The 20,213-nt window shown below is 57.8% G+C and carries 16 protein-coding genes and 1 riboswitch; all 16 genes read left to right on the top strand.

Annotation, left to right across the window (positions count from 1 at the left end):
- The first annotated feature begins 74 nt into the window (after nucleotides 1–74).
- Nucleotides 75–1,445 carry an aspartate aminotransferase family protein gene (locus R2A130_RS04520; protein WP_009757584.1) on the top strand — a complete coding sequence of 457 codons (1,371 nt, stop codon included), beginning with the start codon at nucleotides 75–77 and terminating at the stop codon, nucleotides 1,443–1,445.
- 10 nt (nucleotides 1,446–1,455) lie between these two features.
- Entirely contained in the window at nucleotides 1,456–2,628 is a 1,173-nt protein-coding gene (locus R2A130_RS04515) for an acyl-CoA dehydrogenase family protein (RefSeq protein ID WP_009757583.1), read from the top strand.
- Nucleotides 2,625–3,506 (top strand): 3-hydroxyisobutyrate dehydrogenase, encoded by an 882-nt coding sequence (gene mmsB / locus R2A130_RS04510; protein WP_009757582.1) that lies wholly within the window; start codon nucleotides 2,625–2,627, stop codon nucleotides 3,504–3,506. The genes R2A130_RS04515 and mmsB overlap by 4 nt, the downstream gene beginning before the upstream one ends.
- Nucleotides 3,507–3,898: 392 nt before the next feature.
- Complete coding sequence (locus R2A130_RS04505) at nucleotides 3,899–5,380, top strand: cobyric acid synthase (RefSeq protein ID WP_009757581.1); 1,482 nt, start codon at nucleotides 3,899–3,901, stop codon at nucleotides 5,378–5,380.
- 98 nt (nucleotides 5,381–5,478) lie between these two features.
- Nucleotides 5,479–5,681: riboswitch (cobalamin riboswitch) on the top strand.
- A gap of 69 nt (nucleotides 5,682–5,750) precedes the next feature.
- Nucleotides 5,751–6,383, top strand: coding sequence for a bifunctional adenosylcobinamide kinase/adenosylcobinamide-phosphate guanylyltransferase (cobU, locus tag R2A130_RS04500; protein WP_009757580.1), 633 nt, complete (start codon nucleotides 5,751–5,753; stop codon nucleotides 6,381–6,383).
- Between the two features lie 9 nt (nucleotides 6,384–6,392).
- Nucleotides 6,393–7,448, top strand: a complete 1,056-nt coding sequence (gene cobW, locus R2A130_RS04495; RefSeq protein ID WP_009757579.1) for a cobalamin biosynthesis protein CobW — start codon at nucleotides 6,393–6,395, stop codon at nucleotides 7,446–7,448.
- A gap of 3 nt (nucleotides 7,449–7,451) precedes the next feature.
- Entirely contained in the window at nucleotides 7,452–11,207 is a 3,756-nt protein-coding gene (gene cobN / locus R2A130_RS04490; RefSeq protein WP_009757578.1) for a cobaltochelatase subunit CobN, read from the top strand.
- Nucleotides 11,200–11,838: a cob(I)yrinic acid a,c-diamide adenosyltransferase gene (gene cobO / locus R2A130_RS04485; RefSeq protein WP_009757577.1), complete on the top strand. Its 639-nt coding sequence runs from the start codon at nucleotides 11,200–11,202 to the stop codon at nucleotides 11,836–11,838. Before cobN ends, cobO begins: the two co-directional genes overlap by 8 nt.
- 15 nt (nucleotides 11,839–11,853) lie before the next feature.
- Nucleotides 11,854–12,276, top strand: a complete 423-nt coding sequence (locus R2A130_RS04480; RefSeq protein ID WP_009757576.1) for a TerB family tellurite resistance protein — start codon at nucleotides 11,854–11,856, stop codon at nucleotides 12,274–12,276.
- Nucleotides 12,277–12,519: 243 nt separating this feature from the next.
- Complete coding sequence (locus tag R2A130_RS04475; protein WP_009757575.1) at nucleotides 12,520–13,659, top strand: sirohydrochlorin chelatase; 1,140 nt, start codon at nucleotides 12,520–12,522, stop codon at nucleotides 13,657–13,659.
- A complete protein-coding gene (locus R2A130_RS18930; protein ID WP_009757574.1) occupies nucleotides 13,659–15,242 on the top strand; it encodes a precorrin-8X methylmutase in 1,584 nt (527 codons plus the stop codon). Before R2A130_RS04475 ends, R2A130_RS18930 begins: the two co-directional genes overlap by 1 nt.
- Entirely contained in the window at nucleotides 15,242–15,667 is a 426-nt protein-coding gene (locus R2A130_RS04465; RefSeq protein ID WP_009757573.1) for a hypothetical protein, read from the top strand. The genes R2A130_RS18930 and R2A130_RS04465 overlap by 1 nt, the downstream gene beginning before the upstream one ends.
- Complete coding sequence (locus R2A130_RS04460) at nucleotides 15,667–16,887, top strand: bifunctional cobalt-precorrin-7 (C(5))-methyltransferase/cobalt-precorrin-6B (C(15))-methyltransferase (RefSeq protein ID WP_009757572.1); 1,221 nt, start codon at nucleotides 15,667–15,669, stop codon at nucleotides 16,885–16,887. The genes R2A130_RS04465 and R2A130_RS04460 overlap by 1 nt, the downstream gene beginning before the upstream one ends.
- Nucleotides 16,884–17,612 (top strand): precorrin-2 C(20)-methyltransferase, encoded by a 729-nt coding sequence (gene cobI / locus R2A130_RS04455; protein ID WP_009757571.1) that lies wholly within the window; start codon nucleotides 16,884–16,886, stop codon nucleotides 17,610–17,612. The genes R2A130_RS04460 and cobI overlap by 4 nt, the downstream gene beginning before the upstream one ends.
- Nucleotides 17,609–19,432, top strand: a complete 1,824-nt coding sequence (gene cobJ / locus R2A130_RS04450; protein ID WP_040304631.1) for a precorrin-3B C(17)-methyltransferase — start codon at nucleotides 17,609–17,611, stop codon at nucleotides 19,430–19,432. The genes cobI and cobJ overlap by 4 nt, the downstream gene beginning before the upstream one ends.
- Entirely contained in the window at nucleotides 19,429–20,208 is a 780-nt protein-coding gene (gene cobM / locus R2A130_RS04445; RefSeq protein ID WP_009757569.1) for a precorrin-4 C(11)-methyltransferase, read from the top strand. Before cobJ ends, cobM begins: the two co-directional genes overlap by 4 nt.
- The last annotated feature ends 5 nt before the right edge of the window (nucleotides 20,209–20,213 follow it).

Raw genomic sequence — 20,213 nt, 5'->3', positions numbered from 1 at the left:
ACACGCGAACGGCGCGACAATGCGGCGTCAGGCTGGGCACATCCGGTGTTGAGCTGACGATTCTGGGAGCCCGCATGGCCTATCGTAATTTTTCGACCGAGCAGCTTCAGGTGATGGACAATGGCCATCATCTGCATCCTTTCACCGACCACACAGCCCTCCACGAAGGCGGAGTTCGTGTGGTGACACAGGCTGATGGTCATCATTTTACAGACAGCGATGGCAAGAAAATTCTCGATGCCATGGCAGGTCTTTGGTGCGTGAATATCGGTTACGGACGCGAAGAACTGGCCAAGGTCGCCTACGATCAGATGCGCGAGTTGGCCTATTACAACACGTTTTTCAAAACGACCCATCCCGCTGTCGCACAATTGGCGAAGCGGATTTCCGATCTCGCTCCAGCCCACATGAACCGGGTATTTTTTGGTGCTTCGGGTTCGGAGAGCAACGATACTGCGATCCGCACTGTGCGTCATTATTGGAACCTCGTCGGCAAGCCCGACAAGCAGATCATCGTCTCGCGCCAATACGGCTATCATGGCTCTACGATTGCCGCGTCGTCTATGGGCGGTTTCGATGTTATGCACGCGCAGCTTGGTCCGGCACTGCCAGGCTTTCGCCACGTCATGGCACCTTATGCATTTGGTGAAGCCCATGACGGTGAAAGCGATGAAGTGTTCGGCCTTCGCGCGGCACAAACGGTCGAAGATGAGATTCTGGCCGCTGGTCCTGAGAATGTTGCTGCGTTCGTTGGCGAACCCATTCAGGGGGCAGGGGGCGTCAAGATTCCGCCCGCCAACTATTGGGGTGAGGTGCAGCGCATCTGCCGTAAATACGATGTGCTGCTTATGTTGGATGAGGTTATCACAGGCTTCGGTCGAACGGGTGAATGGTTTGGCTGTCAGGCCATGGGCATAGAGCCGGACACCATGACATTGGCGAAGGCAATTACTTCTGGTTACCAGCCACTTTCCGCTGTCGTGTTCAGTGACCGTGTTGCTGATGTGATTTCCAGTAACGGCGAATATTTCCACGGCTACACCTATTCCGGTCACCCTGTTGCCTGCGCTGTTGCGCTGGAAAACATCGACATTATCGAGCGCGAAGGTTTGGTGGAGCGCGTTCGCGATGAGACTGGGCCATACCTGACGCAGCGGCTGAACGAAGTGCTCGGCGACCACGCAATCGTTGGTGAAATTCGCGGTTTCGGACTTCTGGCAGCCATTGAAATTGTAAAAGACAAGACCAGCAAAGAGCGCTTCCATGGCGATCTCGATGCAGCGTCTGTCGTGCGTGACCATTGCATTGAAGCGGGTATGATGATGCGTGCCGTGGGCGATACGATGATCCTGTCACCGCCACTAACGTGGACAAAAAACACCATCGACGAGGCTGCAGAACTCGCCCGCATCGCACTCGATAAAACCGCCGCCGAACTTCTTTAGGAGACCAGATATGGACGCTCTTTCCACCGCTGATGGACCATTTGATCTCAATCAGGATCAGCGCTCGATGCGTGACATGATGCGCGATTTTGCTGCGGAAAAGGTCGAACCCTTTGCCGTGCAGTGGGATCAGGACCGGTACCTTCCGATGGATGTTGTGCGCGAGACTGCCGGTCTCGGAATGGGCGGACTTTATGTACGTGAGGATGTTGGTGGCAGCGGATTGTCGCGGCTGGATTCACTGGTGGTGTTCGAAGCGCTTGCGCAGGGTTGTCCGGCACTGTCTGCCTTCATCTCCATCCACAATATGGTCGCGTGGATGATCGACGTGAACGGTACCGAAGAGCAGCGCCAACATTGGTTGCCCAAGATGACGTCCATGGATGTGGTGGCAAGCTATTGCCTGACCGAACCGGGCTCCGGCTCCGATGCAGCGGCGTTGAAAACCAAAGCGGTGAAGGACGGGAACGAGTATGTGTTGTCCGGCACCAAGCAATTTATCTCAGGTGCGGGAACCAATGGTCTCTACGCCGTAATGGCGCGCACGTCTGATGATGGTGCAGGCGGTGTGTCGTGCTTCCTCATTGAAGACGGAACACCTGGCCTTTCTTTTGGTCCGCAGGAAAAGAAAATGGGCTGGCACGTTCAGCCCACCGCACAAGTCATTTTGGATGATTGCCGCGTTCCGCCCGCCAATATGCTGGGCGGCGAGGGTAATGGCTTCCGTATTGCAATGTCCGGTCTCGATGGTGGGCGCTTGAATATTGGCGCGTGCAGCGTCGGTGGCGCGCAATTGGCGCTGGAAAAGGCGCAAGCCTATGCCACGGAACGCTCTGCATTCGGCAAACCTATCGGACAGTTTCAGGCAACGCAGTTCAAGCTTGCGGACATGGCAACAGAACTCGAGGCCGCTCGCGTGCTGCTCTACAGCGCGGCTGCGAAGCTGGATGCCAAAGCCCCTGATGCGACCAAGGCTTGCGCTATGGCCAAGCGCTTTGCGACCGATACCGGATCGAAAGTAGCCAACGACGCGCTGCAGATATTCGGTGGCTACGGCTATCTCGCCGACTACGGCGTGGAGAAGATTGTGCGTGATTTGCGCGTCCATCAGATACTCGAAGGTACGAATGAAATTATGCGGGTCATCATTTCCCGCGCCATGGAAAAGGAAGCAGCGGCATGAGCCTGAAAATTGCATTTATCGGGCTGGGTAATATGGGCGGCCCGATGGCGGAAAATCTAGCCAAGGCCGGTCATGCCGTCACCGCTTTCGACCTGAACGAAGCTGTTGTTGCGACTGCTGAACATGGCGGGTGCGGAACGGCGGCCAACGCTGTTGAAGCTGCAGATGGAGCGGAAGTGATTATCACCATGTTGCCTGCGGGGAAGCATGTTGTTTCGGTTTATGAGGAGGTCGAGGACAAGATTGCTAGGGGCACCTTGATGATCGACTGCTCCACAATCGATATTGAATCGGCAAAACGTGCGCATGAGATCGCGGCGGGGCAGGATGCACACAGCGTCGATGCGCCGGTATCCGGCGGTATCATGGGCGCGAAGAACGCCACACTCACCTTCATGGCTGGCGGTAGCGATGCGGCATTGGATGCTGCCACGCCCGTTCTCGACGTAATGGGCGCGAAGATGGTGCGTTGTGGTGGCGCGTCAGCAGGGCAGGCGGCGAAGGTTTGCAACAATATGATTCTCGCCATCACCATGATCGGCACCTGCGAAGCTTTTGAGATGGGCCGTAGGCTCGGGCTGGAAGATCAGGCACTTTTTGATGTGGTGTCCACCGCCTCCGGCCAAAGTTGGTCCACTACAACCTATTGCCCCGTACCAGGGCCGGTGCCCACATCGCCTGCCAACAACGGCTATGCGCCGGGCTTTGCCGCCTCGCTTATGTCAAAGGATTTGGGGCTTGCCGCCCAGGCTGCGGAAACAACTGGCGCCTCCACACCGTTGGGAACACATGCGCGTGCGCTCTACGATACATTCTGCAAAAATGGCGGTGCCGATACAGATTTCTCCGGCATCATCGAAATGTTGCGCAAAGTGTAATTTTTTTTGCGACGCCGTATTCCCGGATCGGCACAGTTTTCCGGTAATGCTTCCAGCGCTAAAGCCTATATTTGCAGCTTGAGCGGTTAATTAGGCCTCCTGTTTGTTCGCTAGTTTCCATAACGGCGGGCGGTTGGCGACCGTCGGTTTTACTCCTCGTCAACCATCCCTTAGCCCCCCGTTAGGAAAGCCAGCCTAGTGTCGATCTCAAGGACGGATTGATCGCTGTTCCTGTTTCCCGGATCTGGTTTTGCGTACCGGGGGATAACGACGTCGACCGCGTATTTGGTTCGACACCAGTATGAATTGAGTACCTAAACCCCGCAGGAGAACCGCTTATTAGGCTGTCCTGCGGGGTTTTGCGTTTAGGCTTCCTGCGCTAGAGCGGCACTATGACAAAAGCGCGATCCATCATGTTGCAGGGTACCGGCTCTGACGTCGGCAAGACGGTTCTTGTGGCTGGCCTTTGCCGGTGGGCCACGCGGCGCGGGCTTTCTGTTGCGCCGTTCAAACCTCAAAACATGTCGAACAATGCAGCCGTCGCCGAAGTCCCACTGGCTGACGGTTCTGGTGGAGAGATCGGTCGTGCCCAATGGTTGCAAGCGTTGGCGTGCGGGCGACCGTCCAGCGTCGACATGAACCCTGTGTTGTTGAAGCCGCAGTCAGAGACCGGCAGCCAGATCGTGGTGCACGGTAAGGTGCGGGGCAGTGCCAAGGGACGCGATTACCAGAAGCTAAAGCCGCAATTTCTCGATGCCGTTCTGGAAAGCCACAAACGGCTTTGCGAAACGTCGGACCTCGTCATCGTGGAAGGAGCTGGATCGCCGGCGGAGATCAACCTTCGACAGGGTGACATCGCGAATATGGGCTTCGCGACAGCCGCCAATGTGCCTGTGGTTCTTGTGGGAGACATCGACCGTGGCGGAGTGATCGCCAGTCTCGTTGGCACCCACGCGATTTTGCCTGACGCTGACCGCGCCATGATTGCGGGTTACCTGATCAACAAATTTCGCGGAGACGTTTCCCTGTTCGATGATGGTTTGACGGCTGTCGAAGGTTTCACCGGGTGGAAGGGTTTTGGTGTCGTTCCGTGGCTACCAATGGCCAACCGGTTGCCAGCTGAAGACTCGGTGGCTTTGGAGAAAGGCGTCGACAATTTTGATGCCGGGGTCGGCGATGGAGCCACCGTTATCGTGCCAGTGTTGTCACGCATCGCCAACTTCGATGATCTTGATCCACTCCGGCTTCAACCAGGCGTGCGGCTCGTTTTCGTTCGGCCCGACGATGCTTGGCCGGTCGATGCGAAATTGGTCGTGCTACCGGGCAGTAAGTCCACCATTGCCGATCTAGAGCAGTTCAGAGCTTTGGGTTGGGACAAGCGTCTCGCGAGCCATGTGGAGCGCGGTGGCCACGTGTTGGGTATCTGTGGTGGCTATCAAATGCTGGGCCAAGTGGTGCGTGACCCTGATGGCATCGAAGGGCTTCAGAAAGAGGCTAAAGGGCTCGGTTTCCTCGATGTCGAGACCGTTCTCGTTCCTCAAAAAACCGTCCTCAATCGCGTTGCGATTGATCCACGGTCAGGCGCTCGTTTGGATGGATATGAAATTCATATGGGCCGCACCACAGGCGCAGATACTGCTTCGCCGATGGTCATGCTGGATGGTGCACCTGACGGCGCTGCCAACAAAGATGGCAGCGTTCGTGGCTGCTATCTTCATGGTCTTTTCGCTACGGACGAATGGCGTTCTGAATATCTGAAGAGTGTTGGAATCAGCGCACCGCTTATCCAATACAGGGATACTGTCCAAACAGCGTTGGACGAACTTGCCGACGCTCTCGAAGAGGTCGTTGATCCAGCAATCTTCGATCTTTGATACCTACGCTCTTGGTGCTGCGAACATAACGTCGGTGGATGTCGCGTATTGAATTGACGCGGTCTGGCGCTTGCTATTGTGTCGCATCTGCAAGTGGTCTGCCGCGTGCGCTTTACGGTGCACTGGCGGAGCAAAAGGGAATGTGACAGGGCTGACCCAAGTAGGGGGCCTTCAACCACAGCCGACCCCGCGACTGTAGCGGTGAGGTTCCTCTCATATCCACTGCCGTTCATTCGGCGGGAAGGGGAGAGGCAACCTGTGATCCGTAGCCAGGAGACCTGCCATCTGCACCGGTCGAAGCGCTTGCGCCGCGGCCACTAACCGGCGAACGGGAAATTTCGTCAGTGCAGTGTCTGTGGAGCATGTCTCCATGATCCCGCATGACCTCCCGAAAGCTATCAACGCCGTACGTGTGTGCGGTTATCGAAGACATTGGAGCTTTTGCGTTATCGAACAGAATCTCGTCCATGCAGGCGCGGAGACAGAACTTTTACACCACGGTCTTGTCTTGGGTGGGGCGCGGTCGGGTAAGAGTGCGTTTGCAGAAAAACTGGTTCTGGCAAGCGGTCGTCGCCCTGTTTATTTTGCGACCAGCCAAGTGTTCGATGGCGAGATGGAAGCCCGCGTCGATATCCACCGCCAACGCCGTGGCGACGAGTGGACGCTCGTTGAGGAGCCCCTTGAACTGGTCGATCTCTTGGCAAACCAATCAACCCAAGAAAGCTGTATTCTCGTTGATTGCCTGACGTTGTGGATCACCAATTTGATGATGGCCGAGCGGGCTGTGGACGATGAAGCAGATCGTCTCGTCGCGTTGATAGAAAGCCTCCCGTCGAATGCCAGAATCGTCTTCGTCTCCAACGAAGTCGGACAGGGCATCGTGCCAATGAACAAAATGGCGCGCGATTTTCGCGACCATGCCGGACGTCTTCACCAGAAACTTGCAGCCGCTGTTCCGAACGTGTGGTTCGTCACTGCAGGCCTGCCCCAAAAATTGAAATAGAGCCCCATCATGGACGCCCAGAAAATTCCTGCCACTGTCATCACCGGTTTTCTCGGTGCTGGTAAGACCACGCTTATCCGCAATCTGCTGGCGACCGCCAACGGCAAACGCATCGCGCTCATCATCAATGAGTTTGGTGACCTCGGCGTCGATGGCGATGTTTTGGCCGGTTGCGGAGACGAGACCTGCACGGAAGACGATATTGTCGAGCTGACCAACGGCTGCATCTGCTGCACTGTGGTTGATGATTTCATTCCCACCATCACCAAACTGATGGAGAGTGACCGCCGCCCGGACCACATCGTTATCGAGACGTCGGGCCTCGCGCTGCCACAACCACTGGTAAACGCGTTTAACTGGCCGGAAATCCGCGAGCAGGTGACGGTGGATGGCGTCGTAACTGTAGTGGATTCTGCAGCCGTCGCAGCGGGCCGTTTTGCCCATGACCATGATGCCGTGCAGCATCAGCGCGAGGCTGACGAAAGCCTCGATCACGATAGCCCACTTGAAGAATTGTTCGAGGACCAGATTAACTGTGCCGATCTGATCGTGCTGAACAAGACGGACCTTCTGCCGCTCGCCGCCATGGCTGCGGTGGAGCACGAGGTCATGCACGCTACCAAGCGTAAGCCGAAAATGATCCGTGCGGGCGAGGGCTCTTCGCCCAGCGCCGCCGTGCTTCTGGGCCTCGGTGTCGGCAGCGAAAACGATATGGAAGCGCGGCTTTCCCATCACGAATTGCACCACGCGGACGGCCACGAACACGACCATGATGATTTCGAGAGTTTCGTCGTTTCAGGCGGTGCGGTGGCTGATGTGCCGACGCTGAAAACCGATTTGGCGAAAATCATCGAAGCCAATGACGTGCTGCGTCTCAAAGGCTTTGTCGAAGTGTCCGGCAAGTCCATGCGCCTCGTCGTTCAAGCTGTGGGCAACCGCATCGATACCTATTTCGACCGCGACTGGCAGGCGGACGAGCAACGCGGTTCTCGCTTGGTGGTGATTGGTCAGCACGACATGGATGCGACTGCGATCAACGCTGCCGTTCAGGAAGCGCTGTCGTAAGCCATGCATCTTCTGCTCGCTCAGAAGGGGGCGTTGGCCGACGACGATGAAGCCATCGATCTCGGCCAGACGCCCGGCGATGTGCTGTTCGTCTCCGCCGCCGACACCGAACTTGCAGGCTTGGCTTCGGCGCATGATGGTTCGTTCGAGCTTCGCCTGGCGAACCAGATGCGGCTGGCCCATCCGCTTTCGGTGGACACATGGTGTGAAAATACGGTCGCCACTTCAAAGCTGGTGATCGTGCGTGTGTTGGGTGGTGCGAGCTACTTTGCCTACGGTCTTGACGCGATCTACTCAGCTTGTCGCGCGAATGGTGTCGAGATGATCGCGCTGCCGGGTGACGACAAACCGGACCCGTCGCTGGACCGGTTCAACACAGTGCCGGACGAGGTGCGTCTGGGATTGTGGCAGTTGCTTATGCAGGGTGGACCGGCAAATTTCACCGGATTTCTAGATGCTACTAAAGCGATTGCTGCTGGAACCACGCCGCGCATCGCTGAACCGCAACCACTGTTGAAAGCCGGTGTCTATTGCGCTGGTGAGGTGCGGGGTGATCTAGAAACTTTGCGTGCCAAATGGGTTTCTGACCGCCTTGTTGTACCGATCATTTTCTATCGCGCTTTGATGCAGGGCGGTTCGACAGGACCGGTCGACGGATTGGTAGAAGCGTTGAACGCAGCAGGCTGCAACCCGCTGCCGATCTACATTTCGTCGCTTAAAGACGCTGTGAGCCAAGAGGTCGTTCGCGGACTGTTCGGACAGACCTTGCCGCCGGTCGTCATCAACCTCACCGGATTTGCGGTGTCCACGGTTGAAACCACGCTTGGTGCCGAACGCGTGCCAACGGTGTTGGAAGAAGGCGGTGCTGTGGTGTTGCAGGCCGTGCTGTCAGGAGGCGCGCAAGATGCTTGGGCCGATGGCGCCCAAGGGCTTGGCGCGCGCGACCTTGCGATGAACGTCGCCCTGCCGGAAGTCGATGGCCGCGTGCTGTCCCGCGCTATCGCGTTCAAGGATGCGGCTCGATACGACGACGCAACCCAGTGCAATATCGTGCGTCACGAACCTGTTGCCGACCGGATTTCCTTCGTCGCTCAACTCGCTGCGAATTGGGCACGCTTGCGGGGGACTAAGCCACAGCATCGAAATGTAGCGCTTATTCTGGCCAACTACCCCAATCGTGATGGCCGCCTAGGCAACGGCGTCGGACTGGATACGCCCGCTGGAACGGTGGCGGTGTTGGAGGCTATGGCAGAGGCTGGTTATGCAACCGGCGACGCCTTTGCCGACAGCGAAGCGCTGATGGATTGGCTTCAAGCTGGACCCACCAATGCCGCGCGCGACGGTAGAGAGATCCGCGAGACTCTGTCGTTGGACGCATATGATGAAATGTTCGCAGAGTTGCCGCTGGTCGTGCGCGATGCGGTTATGGAGCGCTGGGGGGAGCCGTCAAGCGACCCCTACATCGATAGCGATCGCTTCGCGCTTCCGCTGTCCCGGTCCGGCAATACCTTCATCGGCATCCAGCCTGCGCGCGGCTACAATATCGACCCGACCGAGACCTATCACTCGCCGGACCTCGTGCCGCCCCACGGCTATTTTGCGTTCTACTTTCATCTGCGTCGGCAGGGCGTTCACGCCACCGTTCATATGGGCAAGCACGGCAATTTGGAGTGGCTTCCCGGCAAGGCGCTCGCGCTATCGCAAGCCTGTTACCCCGAAGCGGTGTTGGGGCCGGTGCCGAATATCTATCCGTTTATCGTCAATGATCCGGGTGAGGGCACGCAGGCGAAGCGGCGAACCGCTGCCGTTATCATCGACCACCTTACGCCGCCGCTAACGCGGGCGGAAAGCTACGGGCCGCTGAAGGAACTCGAAGCGCTGGTGGATGAATATTACGAGGCCTCCGGTGTCGACCCGCGACGGCTGGTCTATCTCAAGAAGGAAATTCTGCAGCTGCTTGAGGTCACAGGTCTCGATAAAGATGCAGGTATCGACGGCGACGATAGCGATACTGCGCTGGAGAAGCTCGACGCCTATCTGTGCGAGCTGAAGGAAATGCAGATCCGAGATGGCCTGCACATTTTCGGGCGCTCGCCAGAAGGGCGGCTGAAGACCGATCTTACCGTTGCACTGGCTCGCGTTCCGCGTGGCTTGGGCGAGGGTGCGGAGGCCAGCCTACAACGTGCGTTAGCCGCCGATCTGCTGGACGACCCGTTTGATCCGCTTGATTGCCCCATGGGCGAAAGTTGGGAAGGTGTGCAGCCCACCGTCTTGCAGACCGTGTCCGAAGACCCTTGGCGCACGAACGGCGACACGGTGGAGCGCATCGAATTGTTGGCCGCAAAGTTGGTGTCCGGCGAACTGGCCTGTCATGTCGATTGGCTTGCAACTCAGGCAGTTTTGGACGGTATCGAAACCCTCATAGCACCTGCTGTTGAAAGTTGTGGCCCTGCTGAACTCGATGGTTTGCTCACAGCACTCGACGGTCGGTTCGTCCCGCCCGGCCCATCCGGCGCACCAACGCGAGGACGGCTTGATGTGCTGCCGACTGGGCGCAATTTCTATTCCGTCGATACCCGCGCCGTTCCGACACCGGCAGCCTGGTATCTGGGCCAAAGGTCCGCCGACTTGTTGCTGCGCCGCCACCGGCAGGAACATGGCGAGTGGCCCGCTGCGCTGGCGCTTTCAGCGTGGGGCACATCGAATATGCGCACCGGCGGTGATGACATCGCGCAGGCATTAGCGTTGATCGGTGTGCGACCCGTGTGGGACCACGGCTCGCGCCGTGTGACCGGAACCGAGATCATCACGCTGGCCGAACTGGGTCGCCCGCGTGTTGACGTGACGCTCCGCATTTCCGGCTTTTTTCGCGATGCGTTTCCTGCCCAGATTGAAATCTTCGATAAGGCGTGCCGCGCGATTGCCGCGCTTGATGAAGACGATGCCGACAATCCTATGGCGGCGCGTGTGAACGCTCAAACGCTCGCGCTGGAAGCCGAAGGCATGGATGCCATTACTGCCCGTCGCAATGCTGGCCATCGTATTTTCGGCTCGAAACCCGGCGCTTACGGGGCAGGCCTGCAAGCGCTTATCGACGAGAAGGGTTGGGTTGATAAAGCCGATCTTGCCGAGGCTTATTTGCAGTGGGGAAGCTACGCCTATGGCGCGAAGGAGGAGGGCGCTCCGGCGCGAGCCGAGTTCGAAAGCCGTCTCGCAAACGTCGATGCTGTGGTTCAAAACCAAGACAATCGCGAGCACGACCTTCTGGATTCCGACGACTATTATCAGTTCGAGGGAGGCATCACTGCTGCGGTCGAAGAATTATCCGGTGAACGCCCTGCGATCTATCACAACGACCATTCACGGCCTGAACGGCCTGTCATTCGCACACTCGATGAGGAGATAGGCCGCGTTGTTCGCGCCCGCGTGGTGAACCCGAAATGGATCGCGGGTGTCATGCGCCACGGTTATAAGGGCGCGTTCGAGATGGCTGCGACCGTGGACTATATGTTCGCCTTCGCCGCCACCACCGGCAGCGTGCGGGACCATCATTTCGATGCCGTTCATGCAGCCTATCTTGGCGATGACGACGTGCGCGATTTCATTGCTGACAAGAATCCCAAGGCACTTGAAGAGATGGTGGACCGGCTATTGGAAGCAATCGAGCGTGGGTTGTGGACACCGCGCTCCAACTCGGCGAAATTCGACCTAGAACAATTAGCGGACCGCGGGTCTGCGGAAGGATCATCTGATGGCTGAAAAATCGAAGACGCTCGAGAACATGACCGAGGAAGAACTGAACGCGCGCCACACCGACAAGATGAAAAAGAAGAAGGCGGCGCGCGACAAGATCATCGCCACCAAGACCCGCGAGAAGGGTCTGGTGATGGTTCACACCGGCAAGGGCAAAGGCAAATCCACCGCCGCTTTCGGTGTCGTTTTCCGTGCACTTGGCAATGGTATGAAGGTTGGTGTCGTGCAGTTCGTGAAAGGCAAATGGCAGACGGGCGAACGGGTGATCCTCGAAAAGCTGGGCGATCAGGTGACCATGACCGCGATGGGCGACGGCTTCACTTGGGAAACGCAGGACCGGCAGCGGGACATCGATGCAGCCCGCGCAGCATGGGAGCGCGCTAAGGAAATGATTATGGACGATGAGCATGACCTCGTGCTGTGTGACGAGCTCAATATCGTGCTGCGATACGACTATCTGCCTGTCGAAGAAATCGTAGAAACCCTGCGCAACAAACCGGAAATGAAGCACGTCATTATTACAGGTCGAAATGCCAAGGATGAACTGATAGACTTTGCCGACCTCGTCACCGATATGACGATGGTGAAACATCCTTTCCGCGATGGCGTAAAAGCGCAGGTCGGGATCGAATTTTAAGAGCGGGCAGACGGCATGGGCATTCTCGACGACATTAAAGAGTATATTTCTGGCAACCCCTCAGTGAAAAAACTATCGGATGATCCGCAACTGACGTCGGAAATTTTGCTGCTCGTCAGGATGATGTTTGCCGACGGTGAACTGACGTCTGAGGAACTGCGCTTCTTCAAACTCATGTGCTCCACCGTCTTCGGCATCCGCGAAGAGGATGTTCCTGAGGTGCTCGCGTATCTTAAAGAGATTGGCTACGAGACCAACGCCCGACAGGCCGCCGGCACCTTCGAACACATGGACCATGCCCGTAAAAAAGAGGTGCTCGTTCACGTGGTTTCCATGGCGCGGGCCGATAATCGGCTCGTCAAGGAAGAGGTCGAGATGATCGCCCGTATTGCGCGCGTGCTCGACGTTTCCGTCGATGAGTTGAAAACCATCGTGTAAAGCAGCCGCCATGTGACGGTTTGCGGCCAACAGTGTCGCGAAAGCGTTTGCGGCGGGACGACTCCCACTATACCAAGACGATAAGTTCGATGGTGCCCCCCAGAAATGGATTTGGGGCTGAAAGCAATTTTCGTGCGGCTGACCCAAATAGGGGGCCAGAACGGAAGCTGTCGCAGAAGTTGCCGGTCTCGATCCGGCGCTTGCCCCTTCGACACGAGATGATCGCAAGGGAGCGTAAGCCAAATGACTGTTCAAGAAAAAATCGGCGTAATGATTTGTGGCCACGGTAGCCGCAACCAGAATGCTATGAAAGAATTCTCCACCGTATCCGAAGGGCTGAAAGGTCGGTTCGGCGATGTGCCAGTGGAATACGGCTATCTCGAATTCGCCAATCCCGTCATTTCCCACGGCCTCGATAAGCTGCGTGATGCAGGCTGCACCAAGGTGCTGGCGGTGCCGGGCATGCTGTTTGCTGCAGGCCATGCGAAGAACGACATTCCCTCTGTGCTGAACACATATCAGGCGCAGAATCCGGGCATGGAAGTGATTTACGGCCGTGAGCTGGGTGTTGATCTGAAAATGATCCGCGCAGCTGCTGCCCGAATTCAAGAAGCGATCGATGCTGCCGACAGTGAGGTTCCGCTGACGGAGACCATGCTGATGGTGGTTGGTCGCGGGTCTTCTGATCCGGACGCGAACTCTAACATCAATAAAATCATGCGGATGTTGTGGGAAGGCTTTGGCTTTGGCTGGGGCGAGGTTTGCTATTCCGGCGTGACGTTCCCACTGGTGGAGCCTGGCCTCGAACATGCGGCAAAGCTGGGCTACCGGCGCATCATCGTCTTCCCGTATTTTCTGTTCACCGGCGTGCTCATCAAGCGCATCTACGGGTTTACCGATGAAGTTGCGGCTCGGCATGCCGACATCGAATTTCTGAAGGCTGGTTATCTTGGAAGCCACGAACTCGTGCTTTCGACATTTGTTGACCGGGTGAACGAGATCGAGGCCGGACAGAACGTGATGAACTGCCAGATGTGCAAATATCGCGAGCAGGTTCTGGGCTTTGAAGATCAGGTTGGCTTGGCGCAGGAAAGCCATCACCACCACGTCGAAGGTATTGGCGGCGGGTTGGAAAATTGTCCCTGTAAGGGGGATTGCGATGCGTCTTGCCGCGATGAGCAGTTCTGCAAGGAGCACGGCTTGAAATGGACGCCATTGCATTCTCACGATCATGCACATGATCACACCCATGGCGACGGGCATAGCCACGACCATTCGCACTCCCATGATGACGGGCACCACCACCACCCGTACCCCCACGCTGACCATCCTCTGGGGCCCAACAGCATGACCCGCACCAGCCCGAACCTGAAAAAGGACTGATGCCTCTCTACGACCGCCATGTGATTGTCGACTGGTCTGCGGCCAACACGCCGAAGCGTGGGCGGGATTCCATCTGGCTGTGCGCGATGGAAATCGCCAAGGGGCAGGTGAGCGAGACCGCGCTGGAAAACATTTCCACCCGCGATCAGGCAATGACGCGGTTATACGAGATGATCGACGAGGCGCTGGCGGCTGACAAGCGGCTGTGCATCGGGCTCGACTTCGCCTTCGGATACCCGCGTGGCGGCGCCAAACGTATGACGGGCCAAGGACGTTGGGATAAGGTCTGGAACCATCTCGCGGCTCAAGTTGAAGACGATGACACGAACAAGTCGAACAGGTTCGATTTAGCCGCGCGGCTCAATCGTGAGACTTTCGATGATCTCCAAGGTCCGTTCTGGGGGCTGCCCAACGGGCACAACGGTCGATATCCGGGCCTAGGGCCGAAACGCCCAAGCTACGATGCGCTGCCTGAAAAAAGGCTGGTGGAGCAACGCGTGCCACGCGCTCAACCCGTTTGGAAACTTGCTTATACGGGGTCCGTTGGGAGCCAGACTTTGCTTGGCATTGCACGACTTGCTGCCTTGCGGGCGCGGTACGGGTCTAAGGTTGCGGTCTGGCCGTTCGAGACGGATTTTGCTGAAAAATTGGAAGCGCCCGTTCTCATAACCGAGGTCTATCCTTCGCTCATGGCTGCGCGGGCGGAAAGCGGTTTGCCGAAGGATGCAATTCAGGTTCGGACGCTGTGCAGCCGTTTCGCTGGTCTCGATAGCCGCGATGGATTTGCTGAACACCTCGCTTGCCCATCATCTTTGAGCGATGATGACCGTAAGATCGTGCTGGCTGAAGAAGGCTGGATTGTCGGCGCATCGACAGGTCTTGCCGACCCTGACAAAGCGGGCATCGTGCCTGCCATGCGACAATCTGCGAACCGCCCGCAGCCGGTGCATGTCGCACAGCGATCAATGGACTATGTGTCCGGTCCGGCTGCCATTTATCGCGCATCATTCGAAGAGGTTCAGCAGGACGAGCGACTGGCGAAACTGTCCGGGAATATGAGGACCGTGGCGACCCGGCTCATCCACTCATGCGGCATTCCGGATATCGTGGAAGACCTTGATTGGTCGAAAGGCGCAGCGGCTGCTGGAAAGGTTGCGCTGCAACGTGGGGCTAACGTGTATTGCGATGTCGAGATGGTTCGAAACGCGATTATCGCGAAGAATCTGCCGTCCCTCAATCCGTTGGTCTGCACGCTCAACGACACTGGTGTCGAGGAACATGCCCGCACCATTTCCAACACGCGGTCTGCAGCAGCGGTGGATTTCTGGGGCGAAGATTTGCACGGTGGCGTGGTCGCTATCGGCAATGCGCCCACGGCTCTGTTTCGCCTGCTGGAACGGCTGAAAGAAACCGGCGAGAAGCCGATCCTCATCATCGGCATTCCGGTGGGCTTTGTTGGCGCTGCGGAGTCCAAGCAGGCGTTGGCTGAGTCAGGCCATCCCTTCATCACTGTGCACGGAAAACGCGGTGGCTCGGCCATGGCAGGTGCTGTCGTCAACGCACTTGCGGGAGGCTTGAACTGATGTCGAATGAGACAGATGGACTGTCGATGAAGGTGATGGCGAACGGCTGGTACGGCCTGTCCTTCGGTTTGCTGATCGGGCTGTTGATGCGCGCGCCGGGGGCCGATGCCGTAGAGCCTGCTTTCGCAATCAACCTATGCGTCATGGCTGCGCTTTGGCTCGGCATCGCAATCGGAAACCCCACCAGCAAAAGCCGCGCTTATGCAGATATTGCTGCCGCTACAGCGACTTTCGTTTTGGCAGCTGTGGCGTTGCGGACCGAACCGATGCTGATGATCGCCGGATTTCTGTTCCAGACTTGGTGGAGCCTTGAACACCGTTCGGCCCGCTGGGGTGTCATCGGCCCGGTCTGGTTTCTCATCTTCGCATCGATGGCCAATCTCGGTTTTGCCATCGCATTGTTGGCACTGCTGACGGTGTTTTGATGGTTGCGCCTTGGTTGCATATCATCGGCATCGGCGAGGACGGTATCGCCGGACTGGCTGAATCTGCGCGGCGCGCGCTGGAGGAAGCCGAGGTCATCATTGGCGGTGATCGTCATCACGAACTTGCGGCCAACGTTACGGCAGAACGGATGCGTTGGCCGTCGCCGTTCAATGCGATGATCGACACGATCCGCGCGCAGAGCGACCGCAAGCCGGTTATTCTGGTGACGGGCGATCCGCTTTGGTATTCCGTCGGTGCACGTATCACGAAAGCTATTCCGGCAGACGAAATCCGCTTTCATCCGCAGCTTTCCGCTTTTCAATGGGCTGCTGCGCGGATGGGGTGGAGCATTGCGGATTGTGAGACTGCGACCGTTCACGGTCGAGCTGCCAGCCAGTTGCTACCTCACCTTGCCCCTAACATTCGCATTCTGCTTTTGACAAAAGATCGAACGACGCCCGCCACGGTGGCGGCTTTGTTGAATGAATGGGGCTTTGGCGAGAGCCGCATGACGGCACTTGCGGCATTAGGTGGGGAAGCGGAACAGCGCTTTGATGGCCTGGCAGTGGATTGGGCGCACGATGTGCCGGACTTCCACACGCTCGCGATCGAATGTGTGGCTGGGCCGGATGCCCGCTGGTATCCGCGTGGCGGCGGTCTGCCGGATGACGCTTTCGAGCATGACGGACAGATGACCAAGCAGGATGTGCGCGCCGTTACGCTGGCTAAACTTGCGCCATATCCGGACGCGATGTTGTGGGACATTGGTGCAGGGTGCGGGTCGGTGAGTGTCGAATGGATGCGCGCCGCGCGTGGTGCGGTGGCGTATGCGGTCGAACCAAAAGCGGAACGTCGTGCGATGATCGTCACCAATTCCGTCGCATTGGGAACCGAGAAAATTATCGTGGTCGAAGGCAAAGCGCCCGCCGTCTGTGCCGAACTTCCCCCACCGGATGCCGTGTTCATTGGCGGTGGAGCTACCACGCCCGGAGTGTTTGAAGCTGCATGGTCGGCGCTTCGCCCCGGCGGACGTTTGGTTGCTAATGGCGTGACGCTGGAAACCGAAAGCCGATTGGCCGATCTTCACCGCGAACACGGTGGCGAGATGGCTCGAATTGCTGTGCAGAAAGCGGAAGCTGTCGGCCCATATCGCGGCTGGCGCGCCTCCATGCCGGTGACACAGTGGTGCGTCGTCAAACCTATGGGAGAAGACGAATGACCGGCACTCTTTACGGCTTGGGTGTCGGTCCGGGTGATCCTGAATTGCTGACGCTGAAGTCTCATCGCATTCTCACGTCATCTCCTGTTGTTGCTTACCCAGCGCCGGATGATGGCGTGAGTTTCGCGCGTTCCATCGTGGCGGAATTCCTGCACAATGATCAGGTGGAATTTCCTATAATCGTTCCCATGCGGGTGGAGCGGTTTCCGGCAAAAGATGTTTACGATCAAGCGGCTCTTGGAATCGCATCGCATCTTGATTCAGGTCGTGATGTCGCGGTGCTCTGCGAGGGTGATCCGTTCTTCTATGGCTCGTTCATGTATCTCTATGAACGATTGGCCGGTCGTTATCCGGTGCAAACTGTGCCGGGGGTTTCTTCGTTGATGGCATCGGCTGCGCGGTTGGGACGTCCCCTCGCTGCGCGCAATGATGTGCTCACCGTGGTTCCCGGGCCGAGTGATGACGATACCATTCGTGGGCATTTGCAGAGCGGTGACGCCTTAGCTTTCATCAAGGTCGGTCGCCATCTGGAACGTCTGTGCGGGTTGATTGCCGAGGCAGGTTTGACCGGGCAGGCGGCTTATCTCGAACGGGTCACTCTACCTGCCGAACGGATCACGCCGTTGTCCGATGTGCCTGAGGGCGCCGCGCCGTATTTTTCGATCATTCTGCTTTATCGCGGAGCTGAAGACTGGATCACCAGATTGCCGGTTGCGAGCGCGTGAGTGCAAGACCCGTGATTGTTGCGTTGACCGATGCGCCTGTCTTGTCTGCTTTGCGTGAGGCAACGGGTGCACGTGTCCACGGACTGGAAGGTCGTGTGAGCAACGCTGATGTATCGTTCTCGCAAACGAAGCAGCATCTTCAGCATCTCTTTCGCGACGGGCATTGCATCATTGCTGTTATGGCGACGGGGGCGGTGGTGCGATTGCTGGCGCCTGTCATCGGTGAAAAACAAACCGACCCTCCGGTGATCGCCGTTGCAGAAGACGGGTCGAGCGTCGTGCCGCTGTTGGGCGGTCACCATGGGGCAAACCAGATGGCGCGGGTGCTGGCTGAAAAATTGAACGGCCACGCTGCGATTACCACTGCTGGTGATTTGCGTTTCGGCCTTGCCCTGGATTGCCCACCGAAACCGTGGGTGCTGTCCAATCCTGAGCAGGCGAAGGACGTGATGGCGGCTTGTCTGGCCGGACAAGCGGTTTCCGTGGACGGTGAGCTGGCCATGGATGCTGATTGGGTCCGCGAAGGTGATCTTACTTTCAGCGACAACGCACCAGTGCGCCTGACGTTCGATAAACGCGCGTTCGAAGCTATGCCGCACCAGCTTATCTATCGGCGGGCAGACCATGTTCTTGGCCTTGGTTGTGAGCGTGGTGCGCCTCTGGATCAGGTTCGTTCGCTGGCGCTTGATGCGCTTGAACAGGCCAACCTACATCGCGATGCCCTCGCTTGCTTGGCGACCATCGACCTGAAGGCAGATGAAGCTGCGTTGAACGACCTTGCTGTTGAATGGAACTTGCCGCTCAAGCTGTTTTCTGTGGAACGGTTGGAACAGGAAACGCCGCGTTTGGTGCATCCTTCCGACGTGGTTTTCGCTGAAGTGGGTTGCCATGGTGTGTCCGAAGGCGCAGCGCTGGCGAGCGTCGGGCAGGGTGGTGAATTGATCTTGCCGAAAATCAAATCAGCCCGCGCAACGGCCGCGCTGGCAAGGGGAAATGTCATGGATATCGAACAGGCAGAAGCGCGTTCAAGGGGCAAGTTGTTCGTCGTGGGCATTGGCCCCGGCAAAGACGATTGGCGTTCGCCCGAAGTGACATCAATGGTGTCGCAGGCAACCGATTTGGTGGCCTATTCTCTTTATCTCGATCTGCTTGGACCGCTGACTGAAGGCAAGACCCGCCACGACTTCGACCTTGGTGCGGAAGAGGACCGCGTTCGCCATGCGATGGAATTGGCGGGGCAGGGCAAGGATGTGGCGCTGGTCTGCTCCGGCGATGCGGGCATCTACGCCATGGCGACACTGGTGTTCGAGCTGATGGATGATGGCGATTTGTCGGACGCGGCCAATCGTATCGAAGTGCAGGTCTCGCCCGGAATTTCCGCTCTGCAAGCTGCAGCTGCTCGTGCTGGTGCGCCGCTGGGGCATGATTTCTGCACGATTTCATTGTCGGATCTTCTTACCCCTTGGGAGATGATCCAGAAGCGTGTGCGTGCCGCGGCTGATGGCGACTTCGTTATCGCATTCTACAATCCCGTTTCCCGCCGCCGTCGCACGCAACTGGCGTGGGCGCGGGATGTTTTGCTGGAGCAGCGGGGTCATCATGCGCCTGTCGTTCTGGCGACCAATCTTGGGCGTGAGGGTGAACTTGTTCGTATTGTACCACTGGGTGAATTGCTGGTGGATGATGTTGATATGCTCACCGTCGTCATCGTCGGGTCGAGCGACAGCCGTGTCGTGAAAACCGGCGATGGCAAAAGCTACGTTTACACACCGCGCGGTTACGCCGCCAAGGATACCTCCCGCATAGGAAATGCAGCATGACCGTTTATTTCATCGGCGCTGGCCCCGGCGCGCCGGACCTCATCACAGTGCGCGGATTGCGGCTTATCGAGAACTGTCCGGTTTGCCTTTACGCAGGTTCGCTCGTGCCTGAGGAAATCGTGGCCGCTGCGCCTGCTGATGCGTTGGTGATGGATACCGCGCCCATGCATCTGGATGCGATCATAGAAGAGACCCGCAAGGCACATGAAGCCGGTCACGACGTTGCCCGTGTTCATTCCGGCGACCCGTCGATCTACGGCGCGACGGCGGAACAGATGCGGCGCTTGGATGCGCTGGATATTCCTTATGAAGTTGTGCCCGGCGTCCCCGCATTTGCTGCTGCGGCTGCTGCGATGAAAACGGAGCTTACGCTGCCCGAAATCGCGCAGACGGTTATCGTTACCCGCACCGGAATGAAGGCATCTTCCATGCCGGAAGGTGAGCAGTTGGAGGTGCTGGGCAAATCCGGCGCAACGCTGGCCATTCATCTGTCGATCCGCAATCTTGTTTACGTACGCGAAGCGCTGGAGCCATATTACGGCGCAGACTGCCCGGTGGTCATCGCCTATCGCGCGACGTGGCCGGATGAACTTTATATCCGCACTACGCTGGCGGGAATGAAAGAGGCGGTGCGCGAGGCCAAGATCACCCGCACGGCACTCATCATGGTCGGTCCGGTGCTGGGCGATGTGGAGTTTCGTGACAGCGACCTCTACAACAAAGACTACTCCCACGTGCTGCGGAACCGCGGCAAAAAGAAGCGTGAGGCTGCTTAGGCTGC

The sequence above is a fragment of the Ahrensia sp. R2A130 genome (genome assembly GCF_000179775.1).
In the GTDB taxonomy this organism is placed as follows: Bacteria; Pseudomonadota; Alphaproteobacteria; order Rhizobiales; family Rhizobiaceae; genus Pseudahrensia.
The sequence above is the reverse complement of the archived record's forward strand: the minus strand, read 5'-3'. Positions and strand labels throughout refer to the sequence as shown.